Annotated in this window: 12 protein-coding genes and 1 pseudogene; 4 read left to right on the forward strand and 9 right to left on the reverse strand. The window is 60.3% G+C overall.

What is annotated here, in order from left to right:
• Positions 1–116: 116 nt before the first annotated feature.
• The 3 genes and pseudogenes from HU731_RS29000 to lon form a co-directional block, all read right to left on the reverse strand.
• A pseudogene (locus tag HU731_RS29000) lies at positions 117–233 on the reverse strand (hypothetical protein); the annotation flags it as partial.
• 7 nt (positions 234–240) lie between these two features.
• Complete coding sequence (locus HU731_RS21460; RefSeq protein ID WP_186608561.1) at positions 241–651, reverse strand: hypothetical protein; 411 nt, start codon at positions 649–651, stop codon at positions 241–243.
• A 147-nt stretch (positions 652–798) separates the two neighbouring features.
• Positions 799–3,219, reverse strand: a complete 2,421-nt coding sequence (gene lon, locus HU731_RS21465) for an endopeptidase La (RefSeq protein ID WP_186608562.1) — start codon at positions 3,217–3,219, stop codon at positions 799–801.
• Between the two features lie 332 nt (positions 3,220–3,551).
• On the opposite strand from lon, the gene HU731_RS21470 reads away from it, so the two are divergent.
• On the forward strand, positions 3,552–5,888 hold the full coding sequence (locus HU731_RS21470; protein WP_186608563.1) for a putative bifunctional diguanylate cyclase/phosphodiesterase: 2,337 nt from the start codon (positions 3,552–3,554) through the stop codon (positions 5,886–5,888).
• Here the strand turns inward: HU731_RS21470 and HU731_RS21475 are convergent.
• The 4 genes from HU731_RS21475 to HU731_RS21490 all read right to left on the reverse strand — a co-directional run bounded on the left by HU731_RS21475 (position 5,885) and on the right by HU731_RS21490 (position 13,276).
• Positions 5,885–7,324, reverse strand: coding sequence for a pyridoxal phosphate-dependent decarboxylase family protein (locus tag HU731_RS21475; RefSeq protein ID WP_186608564.1), 1,440 nt, complete (start codon positions 7,322–7,324; stop codon positions 5,885–5,887). The two genes, HU731_RS21470 and HU731_RS21475, sit on opposite strands and share 4 nt — an antisense overlap.
• 34 nt (positions 7,325–7,358) lie before the next feature.
• A complete protein-coding gene (locus tag HU731_RS21480; RefSeq protein ID WP_186608565.1) occupies positions 7,359–8,204 on the reverse strand; it encodes a 2OG-Fe(II) oxygenase in 846 nt (281 codons plus the stop codon).
• A gap of 170 nt (positions 8,205–8,374) precedes the next feature.
• Complete coding sequence (locus HU731_RS21485) at positions 8,375–10,792, reverse strand: glucose/quinate/shikimate family membrane-bound PQQ-dependent dehydrogenase (RefSeq protein WP_186608566.1); 2,418 nt, start codon at positions 10,790–10,792, stop codon at positions 8,375–8,377.
• A gap of 465 nt (positions 10,793–11,257) precedes the next feature.
• Positions 11,258–13,276 (reverse strand): TonB-dependent receptor, encoded by a 2,019-nt coding sequence (locus HU731_RS21490; RefSeq protein ID WP_186608567.1) that lies wholly within the window; start codon positions 13,274–13,276, stop codon positions 11,258–11,260.
• A gap of 170 nt (positions 13,277–13,446) precedes the next feature.
• Here HU731_RS21490 and HU731_RS21495 point away from each other — a divergent pair, with 170 nt between their 5' ends.
• Both HU731_RS21495 and HU731_RS21500 read left to right on the forward strand, forming a co-directional pair.
• Positions 13,447–13,680, forward strand: a complete 234-nt coding sequence (locus HU731_RS21495; RefSeq protein ID WP_003188882.1) for a VF530 family protein — start codon at positions 13,447–13,449, stop codon at positions 13,678–13,680.
• 4 nt (positions 13,681–13,684) lie between these two features.
• Positions 13,685–14,311, forward strand: a complete 627-nt coding sequence (locus tag HU731_RS21500; protein WP_186608568.1) for a Pr6Pr family membrane protein — start codon at positions 13,685–13,687, stop codon at positions 14,309–14,311.
• A gap of 102 nt (positions 14,312–14,413) precedes the next feature.
• On the opposite strand, the gene HU731_RS21505 is transcribed toward HU731_RS21500, so the two are convergent.
• On the reverse strand, positions 14,414–15,181 hold the full coding sequence (locus HU731_RS21505) for a siderophore-interacting protein (protein ID WP_186608569.1): 768 nt from the start codon (positions 15,179–15,181) through the stop codon (positions 14,414–14,416).
• Entirely contained in the window at positions 15,178–15,687 is a 510-nt protein-coding gene (locus HU731_RS21510; RefSeq protein ID WP_186608570.1) for a PadR family transcriptional regulator, read from the reverse strand. Before HU731_RS21510 ends, HU731_RS21505 begins: the two co-directional genes overlap by 4 nt.
• A 493-nt stretch (positions 15,688–16,180) precedes the next feature.
• Here HU731_RS21510 and HU731_RS21515 point away from each other — a divergent pair, with 493 nt between their 5' ends.
• Positions 16,181–16,678, forward strand: a complete 498-nt coding sequence (locus HU731_RS21515; RefSeq protein WP_186608571.1) for a CS1 type fimbrial major subunit — start codon at positions 16,181–16,183, stop codon at positions 16,676–16,678.
• The last annotated feature ends 100 nt before the right edge of the window (positions 16,679–16,778 follow it).

The following is a 16,778-nucleotide window of genomic DNA, read 5'->3' on the forward strand; positions in this document are numbered from 1 at the left end:
TGGCGCCATCGCGGGCAAGCCCGCTCCCACATTTGATCGCGTTGTGATAAACAACACCGATCCCTGTGGGAGCCGGGCTTGCCCGCGATAGGGCCCGTACAGGCACTAGAGCTGTATCAGAAGAGCACCTTCGCCACATCCGCAAACCGCTTGGCAAAGTGCACCGTCCGCCCTTCCTTCAAATACTCCGGCAAGGCCCCAAAGCTCCCACGGTTGGGGCTCTGCCAGAGCAGTTATCATTTATCGCGCAGAGAATTCGAATTTGCCTGTTGCCTGCAACTTGTTCAGCGCCCCCAGCACCACGTCAAAGGAGAGGGTGTAATCACCACTTTTATTCGTGATGATTTCGTAGGTGCCTTCAGTGATTTCTGCTGAGAAAACGGGGAGGGGGGAAAGCTCTGCGTAATTTAAACGGCTCAAGCCATTGTTTTCAGGAAACGAATACTTTCCCGGCGGGGTTTGACTATTGATCACCACATGGAAGGAGCTGTATTTGGGGGCGTCTGGCGAGCCGTACTCTTGAAGAGCGCTAAGTTGAACGGTGTGCGCGTGGTATGCCATCGACGCGTTGGCGACTTTCATCTGCACATTACCGACCGTGGCTGTGAAGTTACCGATTACAACCTGATCGACACGTGAACTGTTAGTCATCATTTTCCCCTTTTGCCGGACAGTGATCTTTCAGACCTTGTCCAGTATTGGGAAATGTCGGGTATTAACAACTGTTAGAGTTAACAGTCGTTAATACTCGATTTTCATTAGTGCCAGCTTATTTAGAAGGTTTTATTTAGGGAAAGATCAGAACAACACCTTCGCCACATCCGCAAACCGCTTGGCAAAGTGCACCGTCATGCCTTCTTTCAGATAATCCGGCAATTCCTCAAAGCTGCCACGGTTGGGCTCCGGCAGGATCAACTCGTGAATCTTCTGGCGCCGCGCTGCAATCACCTTCTCGCGCACCCCGCCAATCGGCAGTACATGCCCGGTCAAGGTCAGCTCGCCGGTCATCGCCACGCCTTTTTTCGGCGGTTGGTTGCGGGCCAGGGACAGCAACGCACTGGCCATGGTCACGCCGGCACTCGGGCCGTCTTTGGGCGTGGCGCCTTCCGGTACGTGCAAGTGTACGAACGCTTCGTCGAAGAACTTCGCATCGCCGCCAAACGACTTCAGGTTGGAACTGATGTAGCTGTAGGCGATTTCGGCGGACTCTTTCATTACTTCACCCAACTGCCCGGTGAGCTTGAAGCCGCGGTTGAGCGTGTGGATGCGCGTCGCTTCAATCGGCAAGGTGGCGCCGCCCATGCTGGTCCAGGCCAGGCCGGTAATCACGCCGGTGCCGGACAGCACTTGTTCATTACGGAACACGGGCATGCCCAGGGAGCTTTCCAGGTCTTTGTTGCCGATCTTGATCACCGAGTCCGGCTCATCCAGCAGCTTGACCACCGCCTTGCGCACCAGCTTGCCCAGTTGCTTCTCCAACTGACGCACGCCGGCCTCTCGCGCATAACCGTCGATCAAGGCGCGCAAGGCGCCGTCGCTGATGGTCAGGCTGTTTTTGGCCACGCCGGCTTTTTCCAACTGCTTGGGCCACAGGTGGCGCTTGGCGATGGCGACTTTTTCTTCGGTGATATAGCCCGACAGGCGAATCACTTCCATGCGGTCCAGCAACGGGCCCGGGATCGAGTCCAGGGTGTTGGCGGTGCACACGAACAGCACTTTGGACAGGTCCAGGCGCAGGTCCAGGTAATGGTCGAGGAATTCGACGTTCTGCTCCGGGTCCAGGGTTTCCAGCAGCGCCGACGCCGGGTCGCCCTGGAAGCTCTGGCCCATCTTGTCGATCTCGTCGAGCATGATCACCGGGTTCATCACTTCCACGTCTTTCAGCGCCTGCACCAGCTTGCCGGGCAGGGCGCCGATGTAGGTGCGGCGGTGGCCCTTGATCTCGGCCTCGTCGCGCATGCCGCCGACACTGAAGCGATAGAACGGCCGCCCCAGGGATTCGGCGATGGACTTGCCCACACTGGTCTTGCCCACACCCGGCGGGCCTACCAGCAATACGATGGAACCGGCGACTTCGCCTTTGTAGGCGCCCACGGCGAGGAATTCGAGGATGCGGCTCTTGATGTCATCCAGGCCCGCATGGTGCTTGTCCAGCACCTTGCGCGCGTGCTTGAGGTCGAGTTTGTCTGCGCCATACACGCCCCACGGCACCGAGGTGGCCCAGTCCAGGTAGTTGCGCGTGACGGCGTACTCCGGCGAACCGGTTTCCAGGATCGACAGTTTGTTCAGTTCTTCATCAATGCGTTTTTTCGCCTGGGCCGGCAGCACCTTGCCTTGCAGGCGCTGTTCGAACTGTTCGACGTCGGCGCTGCGGTCGTCCTTGGTCAGGCCCAGCTCCTGCTGGATGACCTTGAGTTGTTCCTTGAGGAAGAACTCACGCTGGTGCTCGCCGATCTTGCGGTTTACCTCGGCGGAGAGTTCTTTTTGCAGTCGCGCCACTTCCACCTCTTTGCGCAGCATCGGCAGCACTTTTTCCATGCGCTTGAGCATGGGCACGCAGTCCAGCACTTCCTGCAGCTCATTACCGGTCGCCGAGGTGAGGGCGGCGGCGAAGTCGGTGAGCGGCGACGGGTCGTTGGGGCTGAAGCGGTTGAGGTAGTTCTTCAACTCTTCGCTGTACAGCGGGTTGAGGGGCAGCAGTTCCTTGATCGCATTGATCAGCGCCATGCCGTAGGCCTTGACCTCATCGGTCGGCTCGCTGGGCTGGTGCGGGTATTCGACCTCCACCAGGTACGGTGGGCGGTGGTGCTTGAGCCAGGTCTTGATGCGCACGCGGGTCAGGCCCTGGGCCACGAACTGCAGCTTGCCGTTCTCACGGCTGGCGTGGTGCACCTTCACCAGGGTGCCGTACAGCGGCAGGGCGGAGGTGTCGAAGTGCCGTGGGTCTTCGGGCGGCGTGTCCATGAAAAACAGCGCAAGGGAATGGTGGTCGGATTTGCTCACCAACTCCAGGGTTTCGGCCCAGGGCTCTTCATTGACGATCACCGGCAACACTTGGGCCGGGAAAAACGGCCGATTGTGAATCGGGATGATGTAGACCTTGTCTGGCAGGTTTTGCCCAGGCAGGGCCAGGCCAGTATTGGACGAGGGGGTTTCAGCGTTTTCGGGGTCAGCGTAATCGTTGAGGTCGTAATCTGGAAATTCTTGCTGGTCGCTCATGGGGCACCTGCATCAGTAAGTATGCAGGTTAGATGGGGCGGGGTTGCGGTGGTTTCAATGGGGCGGCGTCGTTAGCAACAATTTGCATGAAATAACGGGAGGGTTGCGGTCAACGTACTTTACCCCTCCGCTTTTCGAACTGATCGTCAATAATGTGACGGCTAGACCCAGCTTTTATTGGGTTTACTTATCCCCAGTCCCAGCTAACCTGCTTTAATAAAATTCCTCATAAAAAAGGATATTTTTTTGACGCCGGTTAGCAGTCGGCAGGGACGCGTATGACACCAGGAAAGCACGGCACAGAGCGACGAGCACGGCCCGAGGGCGCGGCCATGCACTGGCGCCATACGTTTCAGACCCGTATTGCCGGGGTGTTGGCGCTGTTGTTGCTGGTGGTCGTGGCCGCCACCTATTTTGCCGTCAAGGCCGCCACCACTCGCGCGGTGGAGAACCAGGCCGACGTGCAACTGAACACGGGGCGGCAGGTGTTCGAGCGCCTGCTGGACCTGCGCGGGCGGCGCTTGCAGTACGGGTTGGACTGGCTCACCGCCGATGGGCCGTTCAAGCAGGCGGTGGCCGGTGGCCGCACGGTGCCGATCCTGGAGGCCCTGGGCACCCATGGCACTGGGCTCAGTTCCAGCGAAGTGGTGGTGCTGGGCCTGGATGACAAAGTCATGGTCAGTACCCTGCTGGTGCAGACGCGCGGCCAGTTGTTCCCCTATGCCGATGCCTTGCGCAAGGCGCGGCGCAGCGGCCAGCAAATGCTGATCGTCGCCATGGCCGGGCGCCCCTATCTGCTGGTGCAAAAGGATGTGCTCGGGCCTGTGCCCATCGCCCGCGTGGTCATGGGTTTCCCCATGGACACGCAATTTGCCCACGAGCTACGTTCCATGAGCAACCTGGAGGTGTCGTTCCTCAGCGTGCAGGACGGCCATCTGGGGCAACTGTTCACCACCCACCCAGGCAATTGGCGCCCGAGCATCATCAGCCTCTTGCATGGCACGCAGGTCGATCCTGAGGCGAAGATCCAGCTGTTCCATGGTCAGCGTGTGCTCAGCCAGGTATTGCCCTTGGCCAACAGCGGCGAAGGCGATGAAGTGCGCGTGTTGCTGCAAAGCCCGCTGGACCATGCGCTGGAGTCCTTCGCGCCGCTGGACCGGCAGTTCATGGGGATTGCCCTGGCGGTGCTGCTGGTGTCCCTGGCGGTGGCGTTATTCCTGGCGCGGCGTGTGTCACGCCCGCTCAATGCGCTGGTGCAAGCCGCTGAACGGATCGGGGCCGGTGACTACCGCACCCCGGTGCGGGTGCGTAGCCACGACGAGTTCGGCCTGCTGGCGCGTGCGTTCAATGCCATGCAAAGCGGCATTGCCCTGCGTGAGCGGCAACTGGCCCACAATGCCTTGCATGACCCGCTCACCGGCCTGCCCAACCGCGCCCTGGCCATGGAGCGCCTGGGCAGTGCGATCAGCGCGAGGCGGCCGGTGGTATTGCTGTACGTAGGCATTGAAAACTACCGGGTCATCAACGAAGGGTTTGGCCCCGAAGGTGTCGAGCACATGTTGTGCGAGGCCAGCCGCTGCTTGTCCAGCAGCCTGTTGGCCAGCGACACCGCGGCACGCATCGCCGGCAGTGAGTTTCTGTTGTTGCTGGAAAACACCGAGATCGACTGCGCCGTGGCCCGCGCCGATCAATTGCATGGCGCGCTGACCGAGCCCCTGCGCATCGGCAATGACGAAGTGCATCATGAGGTGAGCATTGGCATTGCCGCCTACCCTGCTGATGGGCAACTGGTGGAGGAGTTGATCAACCGCGCAGCCATCGCCCGGCATGACGCGGCCAACCTGCCGGGACATTTGCAGATCTACCAACCGGACCGCGATCTCGCCCACCAACGCCAGATCACCCTGATTCGCGACCTGCGCCGCGCGGTGATCGAAGGCGAGTTGTTCCTGTGCTACCAGCCCAAGCTCGACCTTCAACACGGGCACGTGAGCCAGGCCGAAGCCTTGCTGCGCTGGCAACACCCGACGCTGGGGCAAGTGTCCCCCTGTGAGTTCATCCCCCTGGCCGAACGCACCGGCAGCATGGGCGCGCTGACGCTGTGGGTGATCGAGGAAGCCATCCGCCAGATTGCCGAATGGGCGCAGCGTGGCCTGGTGATCCAGCTGTCGGTGAATATCTCGGTGAACGACTTGGCGGATGACGACTTGGCCATTCGCGTTACCGCGCTATTGGCCCAATACCACGTGGGCGCCGAGCATTTGATTTTTGAAATCACCGAGAGCGCCATCATGCACAACCCGCAGCAGGCCCTCAGCGTGCTGGAGCAGCTGCGCAACTGCGGGATCAGCCTGTCGGTGGATGACTTCGGCACCGGTTATTCCTCCCTCGCACAGTTGCAGCGCCTGCCGGTGCAAGAGCTGAAGATCGACCAGTCCTTTGTGCGCAACCTCGACAGCACCAGCGGCGACGGCGTGATCGTGCGTTCCACCATCGAGATGAGCCATAGCCTGGGACTCAAGGTGGTGGCCGAGGGCGTGGAGTTCGAACACAGCCTCACCCTGCTCAAACGCTGGAACTGCGACACGGCCCAGGGCTACCTGATCAGCCGCCCGCTCAATGCCATGGCGTTCGAGCGGTGGATGCGGCGTGAACGGGTGCCTACTTAGACAGTTAACTGTGGCGAGGGAGGTGTTTCAGCGACCAGGGTTTGCAATCGCGCCCACAACCGTTCGACATGCTGGCGTTCGGTGCCCAGTGCACCGATAGACACCCGCACCATCCAGCGCTCATCGAGGATCGCGGGGGTGACGTAGGCATCGCCTGACTGGTTGAGTTTTTCTGCCCAGGCTCGGGTGTGAGTATCCAGCGCCTGGCCTTCCAACCCCGGCGGTTCATGGCGAATGCACAGGGTTTGCAAGGCGGGCGTGGCCACCAGTGCCCAGTGCTCAGTGGCGTCGATCTGCTCTGCCAGCCAGCGCGCATTGGCCAGGTCTCGCCGCAGCCGCGCTTGCAGGCCGCTGACGCCTTGCTCGCGTATCAAAAACCACAACTTCAAGGCACGAAAGCGGCTGCCCAGGGAGATCCGCCAGTCACGGTAGTTTCGCACTTGGCCGTCTGCGCTGGACTGCAGGTAGCTCGGGTTGGTGGTCATGATCCGAATCAAATGCTCGGGGTCGCGCACGAAGTACACCGAGCAATCGAAGGCCGCGCCCAGCCATTTGTGCGGGTTGAGCACCAGCGAGTCCGCCTTTTCGATGCCATGCCACAGGGCCCGGCATTCCGGCAGGATCATTGCCGCGCCAGCCATGGCCGAGTCCACGTGCAGCCACAGGCCGTGGCGTTGGGTGAGGTCGCCAATCGCGTCCAGAGGGTCGATCGCCATGGCGGCCGTGGTGCCGGTGGTGGCAATCACCACGCAGGGCGTGTTGCCGGCGGCCAGGTCCTGTTCGATGGCGTGCGCCAGTGCCTGGGGCGACATTGCATTGTGTGCGTCGGTAGCGATGGTGCGGATATGGTTCTGGCCGAACCCGGCCAGGATCGCCGCCTTGTTGACCGAACTGTGGGCGTGGGCTGAGGTGTAGACGATCAGGGGCGCGCCGTTGTTTTGCAGGCCGTTGTGCATCAGCGCGTAATCGGAGCTGCGTTCCCGGGCGCTGATAAGCGCCACCAGCGTGGAGGTGGACGCCGAGTCCTGGATCACACCGCTCCATGTGCTGCCCAGGCCGAGCATGTCGCGCAGCCAGTCGGTGGTGACTTCCTCGATTTCGGTGAGCGCCGGGCTGGATTGCCAAGACAACCCAATCACACCCAGGCCGGTGCTCAGGCAATCGCCCAGCACTGAGGACAGTTCCACATTGGAAGGGAAGAACCCGAAGAAACTGGGATGCTGCCAATGCAGCAAGCCGGGCATGATCAGTTTTTCGACGTCGCCCATGATCTGTTCGAAAGGTTCGGCGGTTTCAGGCGGGCTGGCCGGCAGCGCGGCTTTGATCTCGCCAGGTTGGGTGGTGGGCTGCACGCCGCGTTGTTCGATGTTTTGTCGGTAGTCTGCAATCAGGTCGATCATGGCATAGCCATGTTGGCGGAATTCTTCGGGGGTCATAGATAAACGTCCATGTGTACGAGCAATAAAAGTATTAGCACCAGAAGTAAAACGGCTCACCGGGGGTATAACCGATAAACGACTGCATGCTGACGCGTTTTCCCGAGTCGAACCCGCAGATGGCGTGGGGGCGGCGGGTATTGATGAGCACCAGTTCGTTCTGGCGTGGGCGGATGCGCAGCGGTTTTTGTAAACACTGTTCGGGCAGTTGGGCACCCTCGAAGCGCTGGACCTGGTCATAGGTGAAGGCTTGGGTATCCCAGATGATCAACTCGCCTCCCGAAGGCGGCGTTTGAAGATAGATATTGGCACTGAATTGATGCTGCAACTCCGCGATTGAGCGAGGCAGGCAATCCACATGGGGCACCGTTTCCGAGAGGTGCGCCGTCTCCGGGAACATGACGCGGATGATCCCGCAAAACATCGGTTGGCCCTGGAACGCAGCGGCTGCTGCACCTTGCGGCCAGAGCGCCTGGAACTGTTCCATCAGCTGTTGAATGGGCGGCTTTTGCGGCGCACAGAGGCTGTTGATAAGGCCGCGCATACGGGCCGCGTCTGCATAGTATTTCTCTTGGGCATCACTGCCGGCGGCTTTGCCGTACGTGGAATTGAACGGGGTGCCCCAGCGATGCACACCATAAAAGTGCTGAACCACGCGCCCCTCTTCGTAGGTTTCATGGCCGTAGTGTTCCAGGGTGGCGGTGTCGTCGATGGCCTGAATCAACCGTGCGCTGGTGTTCGCGTTGGCAAATTCAGGTACCCGAATGGCGAGCACTTCGCCACTGATGAGTTTTTTCAAACTGGCAGTAGTGAGGTGTTCAAGTTCCAGGATTTTTGTGGGGGTGGAAAGAATCGGTTTTGTAGCGACATGGTCCGTCATGCAGTGAAGCTCCCTTTAAAGTGTTATCCGTACGCCTTTTTGTATTACGCAGGGCGTGCGCACTAAATTAGTTTTAAAGGGCTGAGGGGAAACCGCCGGGGCATTTTTGGCAGGCAAAAAAAAGCGGCTGCCCATCCGGGCAGCCGCCTTTGTTTTACCGCCAGTGCTACTTAATCCGGCAGTTTGAACGCCATTACATAATCACCCTGCTTGGTGCCCAGGGAACCGTGACCGCCCGCCATGACCAGCACGTATTGCTTGCCGTCCTTGCCGGTGTAGGTCATCGGGGTGGTTTGCGCGCCTGCAGGCAGGCGGCCTTCCCACAGTTGCTTACCGTTTTTCACGTCATAGGCACGCAGGTACTGGTCCAGGGTGCCGCTGAGGAAGGCAACGCCACCGGCGGTGGTGAACGTACCGCCCAGGCTAGGCACGCCCATGGTCAGCGGGATTGGAACCGGCGAGCTGTCACGCACGGTGCCGTTCTTGTGCATCCAGATGGTCTGGTGGTTGGTCAGGTCGACCGCCGCCACGTAGCCCCAGGCCGGTGCCTGGCATGGCAGGCCCATCGGCGACAGCAGCGCTTCAAGGATCACACCGTACGGCGCGCCTTTGTTCGGCTGCACGCCTTCGGTTTCGCTGACGCGTGGGCCTTGCTTGGCGATGTCGGCAGCCGGGATCAGCTTGGATTTGAACGCCATGTAGCTTGGGTTCACGAAGGCGATCTGGCGCACTGGGTCAACCGAGATGCCGCCCCAGTCGAACACGCCGAAGTTGCCTGGGTACACGATCGAACCTTGCAGGGACGGCGGCGTGAACGGGCCGTCGTAGCGCATGGATTTGAAGTCGATCCGGCACAGCATCTGGTCGAACGGTGTCACGCCCCACATGTCGCGTTCTTTCAACGGCGGCGGCATGAAGTTCAGGTCGGACTTGGGTTGGGTAGGGGAGGTGCGGTCGCCCGCGACTGCGCCCTGTGGCACCGGGATTTCATTGACCGGCACCACTGGCTGGCCAGTGGCGCGGTCGAGCACGTAGATGCTGCCTTGCTTGGTCGACGCCATCACGGCCTGCTTCACGCCCGCAGCGGTCTTGATGTCGATCAGCGAAGGCTGGCCGCCCACGTCCATGTCCCACAGGTCATGGTGGGTGAACTGGAAGGTCCACTTCACGTGGCCGGTGTCGATGTCCAGAGCGGTCAGGCCAGCGGCGTATTTCTCGGAATCATCGGTACGGTCGCCGCCGTACTGGTCGGGCATCTGGTTGCCCATCGGCAGGTAGAGCATGCCGAGTTTTTCATCCACGGCGAACATGGACCACATGTTCGGCGAGTTGCGGGTGTAGGTCTTGCCCTCGGCCAACGGGGTGGTGTCGTCCGGGTTGCCGCTGTCCCAGTTCCACACCAGCTTGCCGGTGTGCACGTCGAACGCGCGGATCACGCCGCTTGGCTCATCGATGGAAACGTTGTCGGTCACGTGACCGCCGATCACGACCAGGTTCTTGGTCACGGCCGGTGGCGAGGTGGAGTAGTAACCGCCTGGGGCGAAGCTGCCGATGTTGGCCCGCAGGTCGACCTGGCCTTTGTCACCGAAGTCTTCGCACATCTTGCCGGTGTCGGCGTTCAGGGCGATCAGACGGGTGTCGGCGGTCGGCACGAAGATGCGTTTCGGGCAGGCATTCGGTGCGGCGGCCGGGCTGGCGCTGCCAGTCGGGCTTTGCTCGGAAGCGTAGGCGGCGTCATCGTGGTACGACACGCCACGGCAGGTCATGTGCGCCCAACCCTTGAAGCTTTCAGCACCCTGGGTGGTGATCTTCGGGTCGAAACGCCAGATTTCCTTGCCGGTGTCCGGGTCCAGGGCAATCACTTGGCTGTGCGGTGTGCACACGTAGAGCATGCCGTTGACTTTCAGCGGGGTGTTTTCCGCGGTGGTTTCACCGGGGTCGCCTGGGCCAGGGATGTCGCCAGTGCGATAGGTCCACGCCGGCACCAGCTTGTGGGCGTTTTCCGGGGTGATCTGTGCCAGTGGCGAGTAACGGTCACCGAAGGCCGAACGGCCATAGGAATTCCAGTCGCCATCGGCTTGAGTCGGCGCAGCACTGGCCATGCCCGGTACCGCATCGCGGTCCAGTTGGCCGGTCTTGACCATTTCACCTGGGTTGGTGAATTGGCTGGCCAGGGCGGTAGCGCCCGCCAGCACCACGGCCACGCTCAGGGCGCCAGTGCCCAGCGGTGCGGCTTGGCCACGCAGCAACGGACGGCGAAACCACGGCAGCAGCATGACGATGCCCAAGGCGAACAACAGGGCCAGGCGCGGCACCAACTGCCACCAGTCCAGGCCGACTTCCCACAGTGCCCACACGGTGCTGGCGAACAACACCAGGGCGTACAAGCCCAGCGCAGCGCGGCGCGTGGCCAGCAGCAACACGCCGGTCAGGGTGATGCCGATACCGGCGAGCAGGTAGTACAGCGACCCGCCGAGCATGCTCAGCTTGACGCCGCCAGCCAGCAAGGCCAGCCCCATGATCAGCAGCAAGACGCCTAGCAGCCTGGGCAACAGGCGGCTTGGGCTTGAAGCACCATCAGTGCTCATAGTGTGTTTCTCCGTGACGTTGGAATAATTATGTAACCCCGTGCTTCACTGTAGATGACGATTCAGCACGGGCTTGGTTCATCGTTATTTTCGGGTTTTCTGTGGATAACCGGGTTATCCACAGGCGGGCAACAACTTCCCCGGCGCAGGTCGGTTTAAGACAGCGCTGTCTTTGCGTGCAGGGAAATTCGGCAAATGGGATCGACCCGGAGGTGAAGCGTTTCAGATTGTTGCGAAGGATAATGCGGCGGGGCGTTTTGAGAAAGGGTGAATCGCAAGATGCATCATTTCAGTTTTGGTAACAGTGACAGATAGTCGCTGCAAAAATAGGGGTTGGGCACGCCCCCCTGTAGGAGCGAGCTTGCTCGCGAAAAACACCCAGGCGCCGCGTTTATCCAGGAAGTACGCGTTATCGTTGACGTTTTTCGCGAGCAAGCTCGCTCCTACAGGGGGTTGAGGTGACGGTTAGAAGGTAGTGCGAACGCCGAACTGCACACTGCGCCCCGGTGCCGGTGCGATGTCGCGCAGGATCGAGCTGGCATAGCGCACGGTCTGGTTGGTCAGGTTTTCACCGTTGACGAAGGCCAGCCACTGGCTGCCGCCTACATTGAAGCGATACCCCGCGCTGGCGCCAAGGGTGGTGTAGCCGTCGGTGCCGCTTTCGTTATCTGGCACACGGCCTTGGCCAGCGGCATGTTCCACGTCGATACGCGCCTGCCAGCGGTCCAGTTCCCACAGCAGGCCGCTGCTCATGCGCAGGGGCGCAATGCGTGGCAAGGCTTCGCCGGTGTCCAGGTTGGTGGCGCGGGTGTAATCGCCCGACAGTTCCAGTGCAAACTTGCCGTAGGCGCCTTCGCCGAGCTTCCAGTGATCCTGGGCTTCGAAGCCAGCGAAACGTGCGCGCACGCCAGAATATCCGTACTCGGGAATACCTCCCGCGTCCTCTTCGCCTTCATCGTTCAAGGTGCGACCCGTGCCCAACAAACCGATGTAATTGGAGAAGCGGCTGTAGAACACGCCAAAGCTGCCCTTGTGGGTGCCGTTGTCAAAGCGCAGGGCCAGGTCGCTGGACACGGCCTTTTCCTTCTTCAGGTTGGCATCGCCCAACTCGTAGGTACCGGTGGCGACGTGGGCGCCGTTGGCGTACAGCTCGTAGAAGGTCGGCGCACGTTCGGTGTAGCCCAGGGTGGCGGCCAGGGACCAGATCGGCGTGAGGGTGTACACCGCGCCCGATGAGAGGCTGCCGGCGGTGAAATTACTGCTCTTGTCGGCATTGGCAAAACGCTCGTTGCCTTTGGCGTTCGGGTCGACGCTGGTGTGTTCCAGGCGTGCGCCGAGGCTGAGTTTGAGGCGCTCGGTGGCTTGCATTTCTTCGAGAATAAACAGCGCGCCGGCGTTGGTGTCGCTCTGTGGCACGAAGGCTTCTTCGCCCATTGCCGAGAACTCGTTGCGCGTCACTTGGGCCCCGACCACCCCATCGAACGGGCCAATCGGCTGGTGACGAGCTTCCACCCGCGCTTCATAGCCTTTGTTCTTGAAGGTGGTGCCGGTTTCGCCGCCTTCGATTTCGCGGTGCTCGTAGTCGGTGTAACCGGCGTCGAGTTTCACCGAGGTAAACGGCCCTTGCAGGTTGCGGATCTCGGACGCAAAGGCGTAGTGGTCCTGTTTCATGCGGATGCGTACATCCTGCTCGGCGGGCGAGCCGTAGTTACTGTCGTAATTGCTATAGGACAGCCCGGCATAACCATCGTCCCAGGTGTAGGAACCGCCCACCGCACCGCCGTCCTGGCGCCCATTGCTGTTGCCCAGGCGCCCGTTTTTGCCGGGGCCGTTCTCGCTCTGCGGCGCATGCCGGCTGCGCGCATAGCCTGGAATTTTCAGGTCGTTGAACTCGCGAGCATTGGCGTCCAGGTGCAAGGCGAAGGTGCCGTTGCCGGCTTCCAGCTTGCCTGCGCTGCTACGGGTGGTGTCGGCGCCGCCGTAGCGCAACTCGCCCGCACCGTGGATGCCTTCAATGGCTTCGGTGGGGATGCGGTTGTCGAAGGTATTGACCACCCCACCGATGGCACTGCCGCCGTACAGCAGGGCGGCCGGGCCCCGTACGATTTCAATGCGGTCAACGTTGATCGGGTCCAGCGGCACCGCGTGGTCGTAGGACAGCGACGAGGCATCCAGCGCCCCCACGCCGTTGCGCAGGATGCGAATGCGGTCGCCATCCTGGCCACGAATGATCGGGCGGCTGGCCCCCGGGCCAAAGTACGAAGACGACACGCCCGGCTGCTTGTTCAGGGTTTCACCGAGGCTGCCTTTTTGTTGCAGGGTCAGGTCATCGCCTTCCAGCACGGTGGTGGGTGAAGCCAGCTGTTCGCTGCCCAGCGGGTTGCCGGTGACCACTTGGGGTGGCAGTTCCAGGGCATGGGCCTGGGAGCCGATCAACAGGGCGGCGGCGAGGGGCGACAAACGCCAGAGAGAAGGCAGCGACATCGGATATTCCTAGGCAAAATGACAGATAATTTAAGTTACAATATAACATCTCTTTTTTTTGAAAAAGGGGAACTTTTCTTCACGGGCTATATTCAATGCGATGCTTCCACCTGCACGCCTCGTCGGCTAAGGTGCGCGGCTGTGTTTCCTCTTTTTGCAAAAGGCCCGGCATGACCGCGACAAGCAACGACCCGCTCCACGGTGTGACCCTGCAACACGTGCTCACCACCCTGGTGGAACATTACGAGTGGAGCGGCTTGGCCGAGCGCATTGATATCCGCTGCTTCAAGAGCGACCCGAGTATCAAATCGAGTCTGACCTTCTTGCGCAAAACCCCCTGGGCGCGGGAAAAAGTCGAAGGTTTGTACGTCAAGCTGATGCGTACCAAGCGCCCCCTGGATTGAAAGCATGAAGCGCTTTGTCGCGGCGGCAGCCTTGGCCGGTTGGGTGGGGTTGGCGATCCAGCAATACCTGATTCTCTATTCACGCTGGGCCAGCGGCGCGAGCTTGTTGGGCGGCTTGATCAGTTTCTTCAGCTTCTTCACCGTGCTGACCAATACCCTGGTGGTCGTGGTGCTCAGCTACGCGCTGGTCAAGCGCGACTCAGCCGCCAAGCGGTTTTTCCTCGCGCCCCGTATCAGTAGCGCGATAGCGGCGAGCATCGTGGTGGTGAGCCTGGCCTACAACCTGCTGCTGCGGCATTTGTGGAGCCCGCAAGGCTTTCAATTTATCGCCGATGAGTTGCTGCACGACGTCATGCCGTTGCTGTTTGTGGTGTATTGGTGGCGGTGTGTGCCCAAGGGCAGCTTGCGGCTCAAGCACATTGCCGGCTGGGTGATTTACCCATTGGTGTACTTCGGTTATGTGCTGCTGCGGGGGCATATGCTCGGGCAGTATCAATACCCGTTCATGGATGTGGACAGTCTTGGTTATCCACAGGTGTTCGTGAATGCCGCAGGGATTTTGGCAGGGTTTATCGTCATCGCGCTGGTTATCATTGGCCTGGACAAGCGCCTCAAATCCCCCTCGATTTAAAGTGGTCACCCTGTGGGAGCTGGCTTGCCTGCGATAGCATCACCTCGGTGTAACTGATACACCGAGGTGCCTGTATCGCAGGCAAGCCAGCTCCCACCTTATTTATTCTTCGTCGCTGCCCTCTGCACGCCAGTAACCCACGGCCTTGAGGTACTCCTCATTGACCTTGTGCGTGTCCAGCAGCACCCGCCGTATCTGGCGCGACAGCTTGGTTTCGGTGGCGACGAAGCTGTACAGCGTACCGCTGGGCAGTGTCAGGTTGCGTACCACATCGAGCAGGTCGTCCTGGCCGCGCAGCACCCAGATCACTTCCACGTCGGCTGCGCTGCTGAGCACCTGTTGCTCCGCCGCATCGGCGATTTCAATCACCGCCAGCACCTTGCGCCCCGCGGGCAGCTCTTCCAGGCGCCGAGCGATGGCCGGGATCGCCGTCTCATCGCCAATCAGCAGGTAGCTGTCAAAGATATCCGGCACGATCATCGAGCCACGTGGCCCACCGATATACAGGTGTTGGCCGACCTGAACCTGCTCGGCCCAGGTGGAGGCAGGGCCATCGCCGTGCAGCACAAAGTCGATGTCCAACTCGCCAATGCTCAGGTCGTAACGCCGTGGCGTGTAATCGCGCATCGCCGGTTGCGGGCCGTCGCCCTTGATGTTGAAGGTCGGGCTTTCCAGCGCTGCTTGCTCTTGGGCGTTCTGCGGGAACAACAGCTTGATGTGGTCGTCGCTGCCCAGGCTGATAAAGCCCGCGAGCTCAGGGCCGCCCAGGGTGACGCGACGCATGCGTGGGGTGATATCGACCACCCGCAGCACTTGCAGGCGGCGGCGTTTGATTTCGTGGGTTACGCGATGAATGGTTTGAGTGTTCATTGGTCTGTCCCGTCGGCAATGGCTTGGGCGGTGCGATTGAGCAGCGCCGCGACACGAATGATTTCTTCCGGGCTCCAGTGCCCGTTGTGCGAATGCAAGGCGTGGCGCAGGTTGTGCACCGCCTCATGAATCTCTGGTGGGCGGTCGTGGCCACGCAACGAGCGTTTGCTCACCTCCAGGCGCATGCGCACACCGTCCAGGGCAACGGCTTGCTCGCTTAAGAAGAGACGACCGGGGTCGGTGATTGTGTAGCGTTTTTTTCCGCCATCGGCGTCGCCGCTGATCAGCTCGCTTTCTTCAAGAAAGGTCAGGGTAGGGTAGATCACCCCAGGGCTGGGGCTGTAGGCGCCGTCGAACAGGCTCTCGATGCGCCGGATCAGGTCGTAGCCATGGCAAGGTTGCTCGGCGATCAGCGACAACAGCAGCAGCTTCAGATCGCCAGGGGCGAACACCCGGGGGCCGCGACCGCCGCGTTTTTCAAACTCGCCGCGATGTTCGTGTTTCATGGGCAGGTCCTCTGTGCAGGTTGAGATATAACGTAAGATATATCTTAATGCGAATGATAGTGCCTGGCGACCAACGGTCGTTGGCGGCTGCACAGGCTTGGTCCGCGAAGCAACTAACAACTATTGGACCTGATTGAATTTTAGAGCTATAACTTTAATTAGAGTTGTCGCTCGACTTTATATCTGGTCTTGTTATTTGCCAGGCGCTGCTTGGTCTTGTGGTACGCTTCTTACAGCAACTTCTTTAGCGTATTTTTAGCGTGTAGCTTATTTCCTACGGATACTTTTAAAGTTTTGGCTAAATGCCATCTTTTTCTCTCAAGCCCTGTTTACAAGGGCTACGTGCGTTTTCGAATGTGCCTGCATACCTGCTTTTAGTTTCGGTTGATCATTGTCTGGCAGTGCGTAGTTCAACTAACCACGCCTGTTAATTCGTTGTCAGGGAGTTCCTTGGCAATGAACCACTCAATGTTGTCAACTACAGGTATTGACCATGTTCAAGAAGTTTGCTGTCGCTGTCCCCCTGGCCGTTCTGGCGCTGTCTTCCTCGGTAACGGCTATCGCTGCCGGTGAAGCCAGCCACACCGTCAACCTCAAGGCAAACATCCCCACCACCGTGTTCCACGCCCAGCCGCGTGACCCGAATTGGGGCCGTGACGAAACCATGTCCTACAACTTGGTCAGCGGTGAGTTGGCTCCTCTGAGCGCCATCTACGACATCAAGAACACCAACGGTTCGGTTCACGCCTACATCGAAGGCGGCCCGGCTGTGCTGTTCAACGGTGATGCTGCGCAGAACATCGCGCTGACCACCACCCTCAATGGCGTGACCCTGACCGGCTCGCCGCAGGAAGTGGTCAACGAAGCCGACTCCACCCCAGGCGTGGGCGCTGAAATGCGCATCGTCGCGGCCAAGCCTTCGGCGACTCAACGCGGTTCCTACACCGCAGTGATGCCGGTGGTATTCGACGCGGTATTGCCAACGCCTTGATGCCAATGAATGCCCGTTGAATACGGGCATTTGCTTGCAGGTCGGCTGACTTTCCCTCCTCGGTCCGCCGGCCTGATTTTCTCTTCAGTCTTTTGGCATA

Origin of the sequence: Pseudomonas salmasensis, assembly GCF_014268375.2 — a bacterium.
Taxonomy (GTDB): domain Bacteria; phylum Pseudomonadota; class Gammaproteobacteria; order Pseudomonadales; family Pseudomonadaceae; genus Aquipseudomonas; species Aquipseudomonas salmasensis.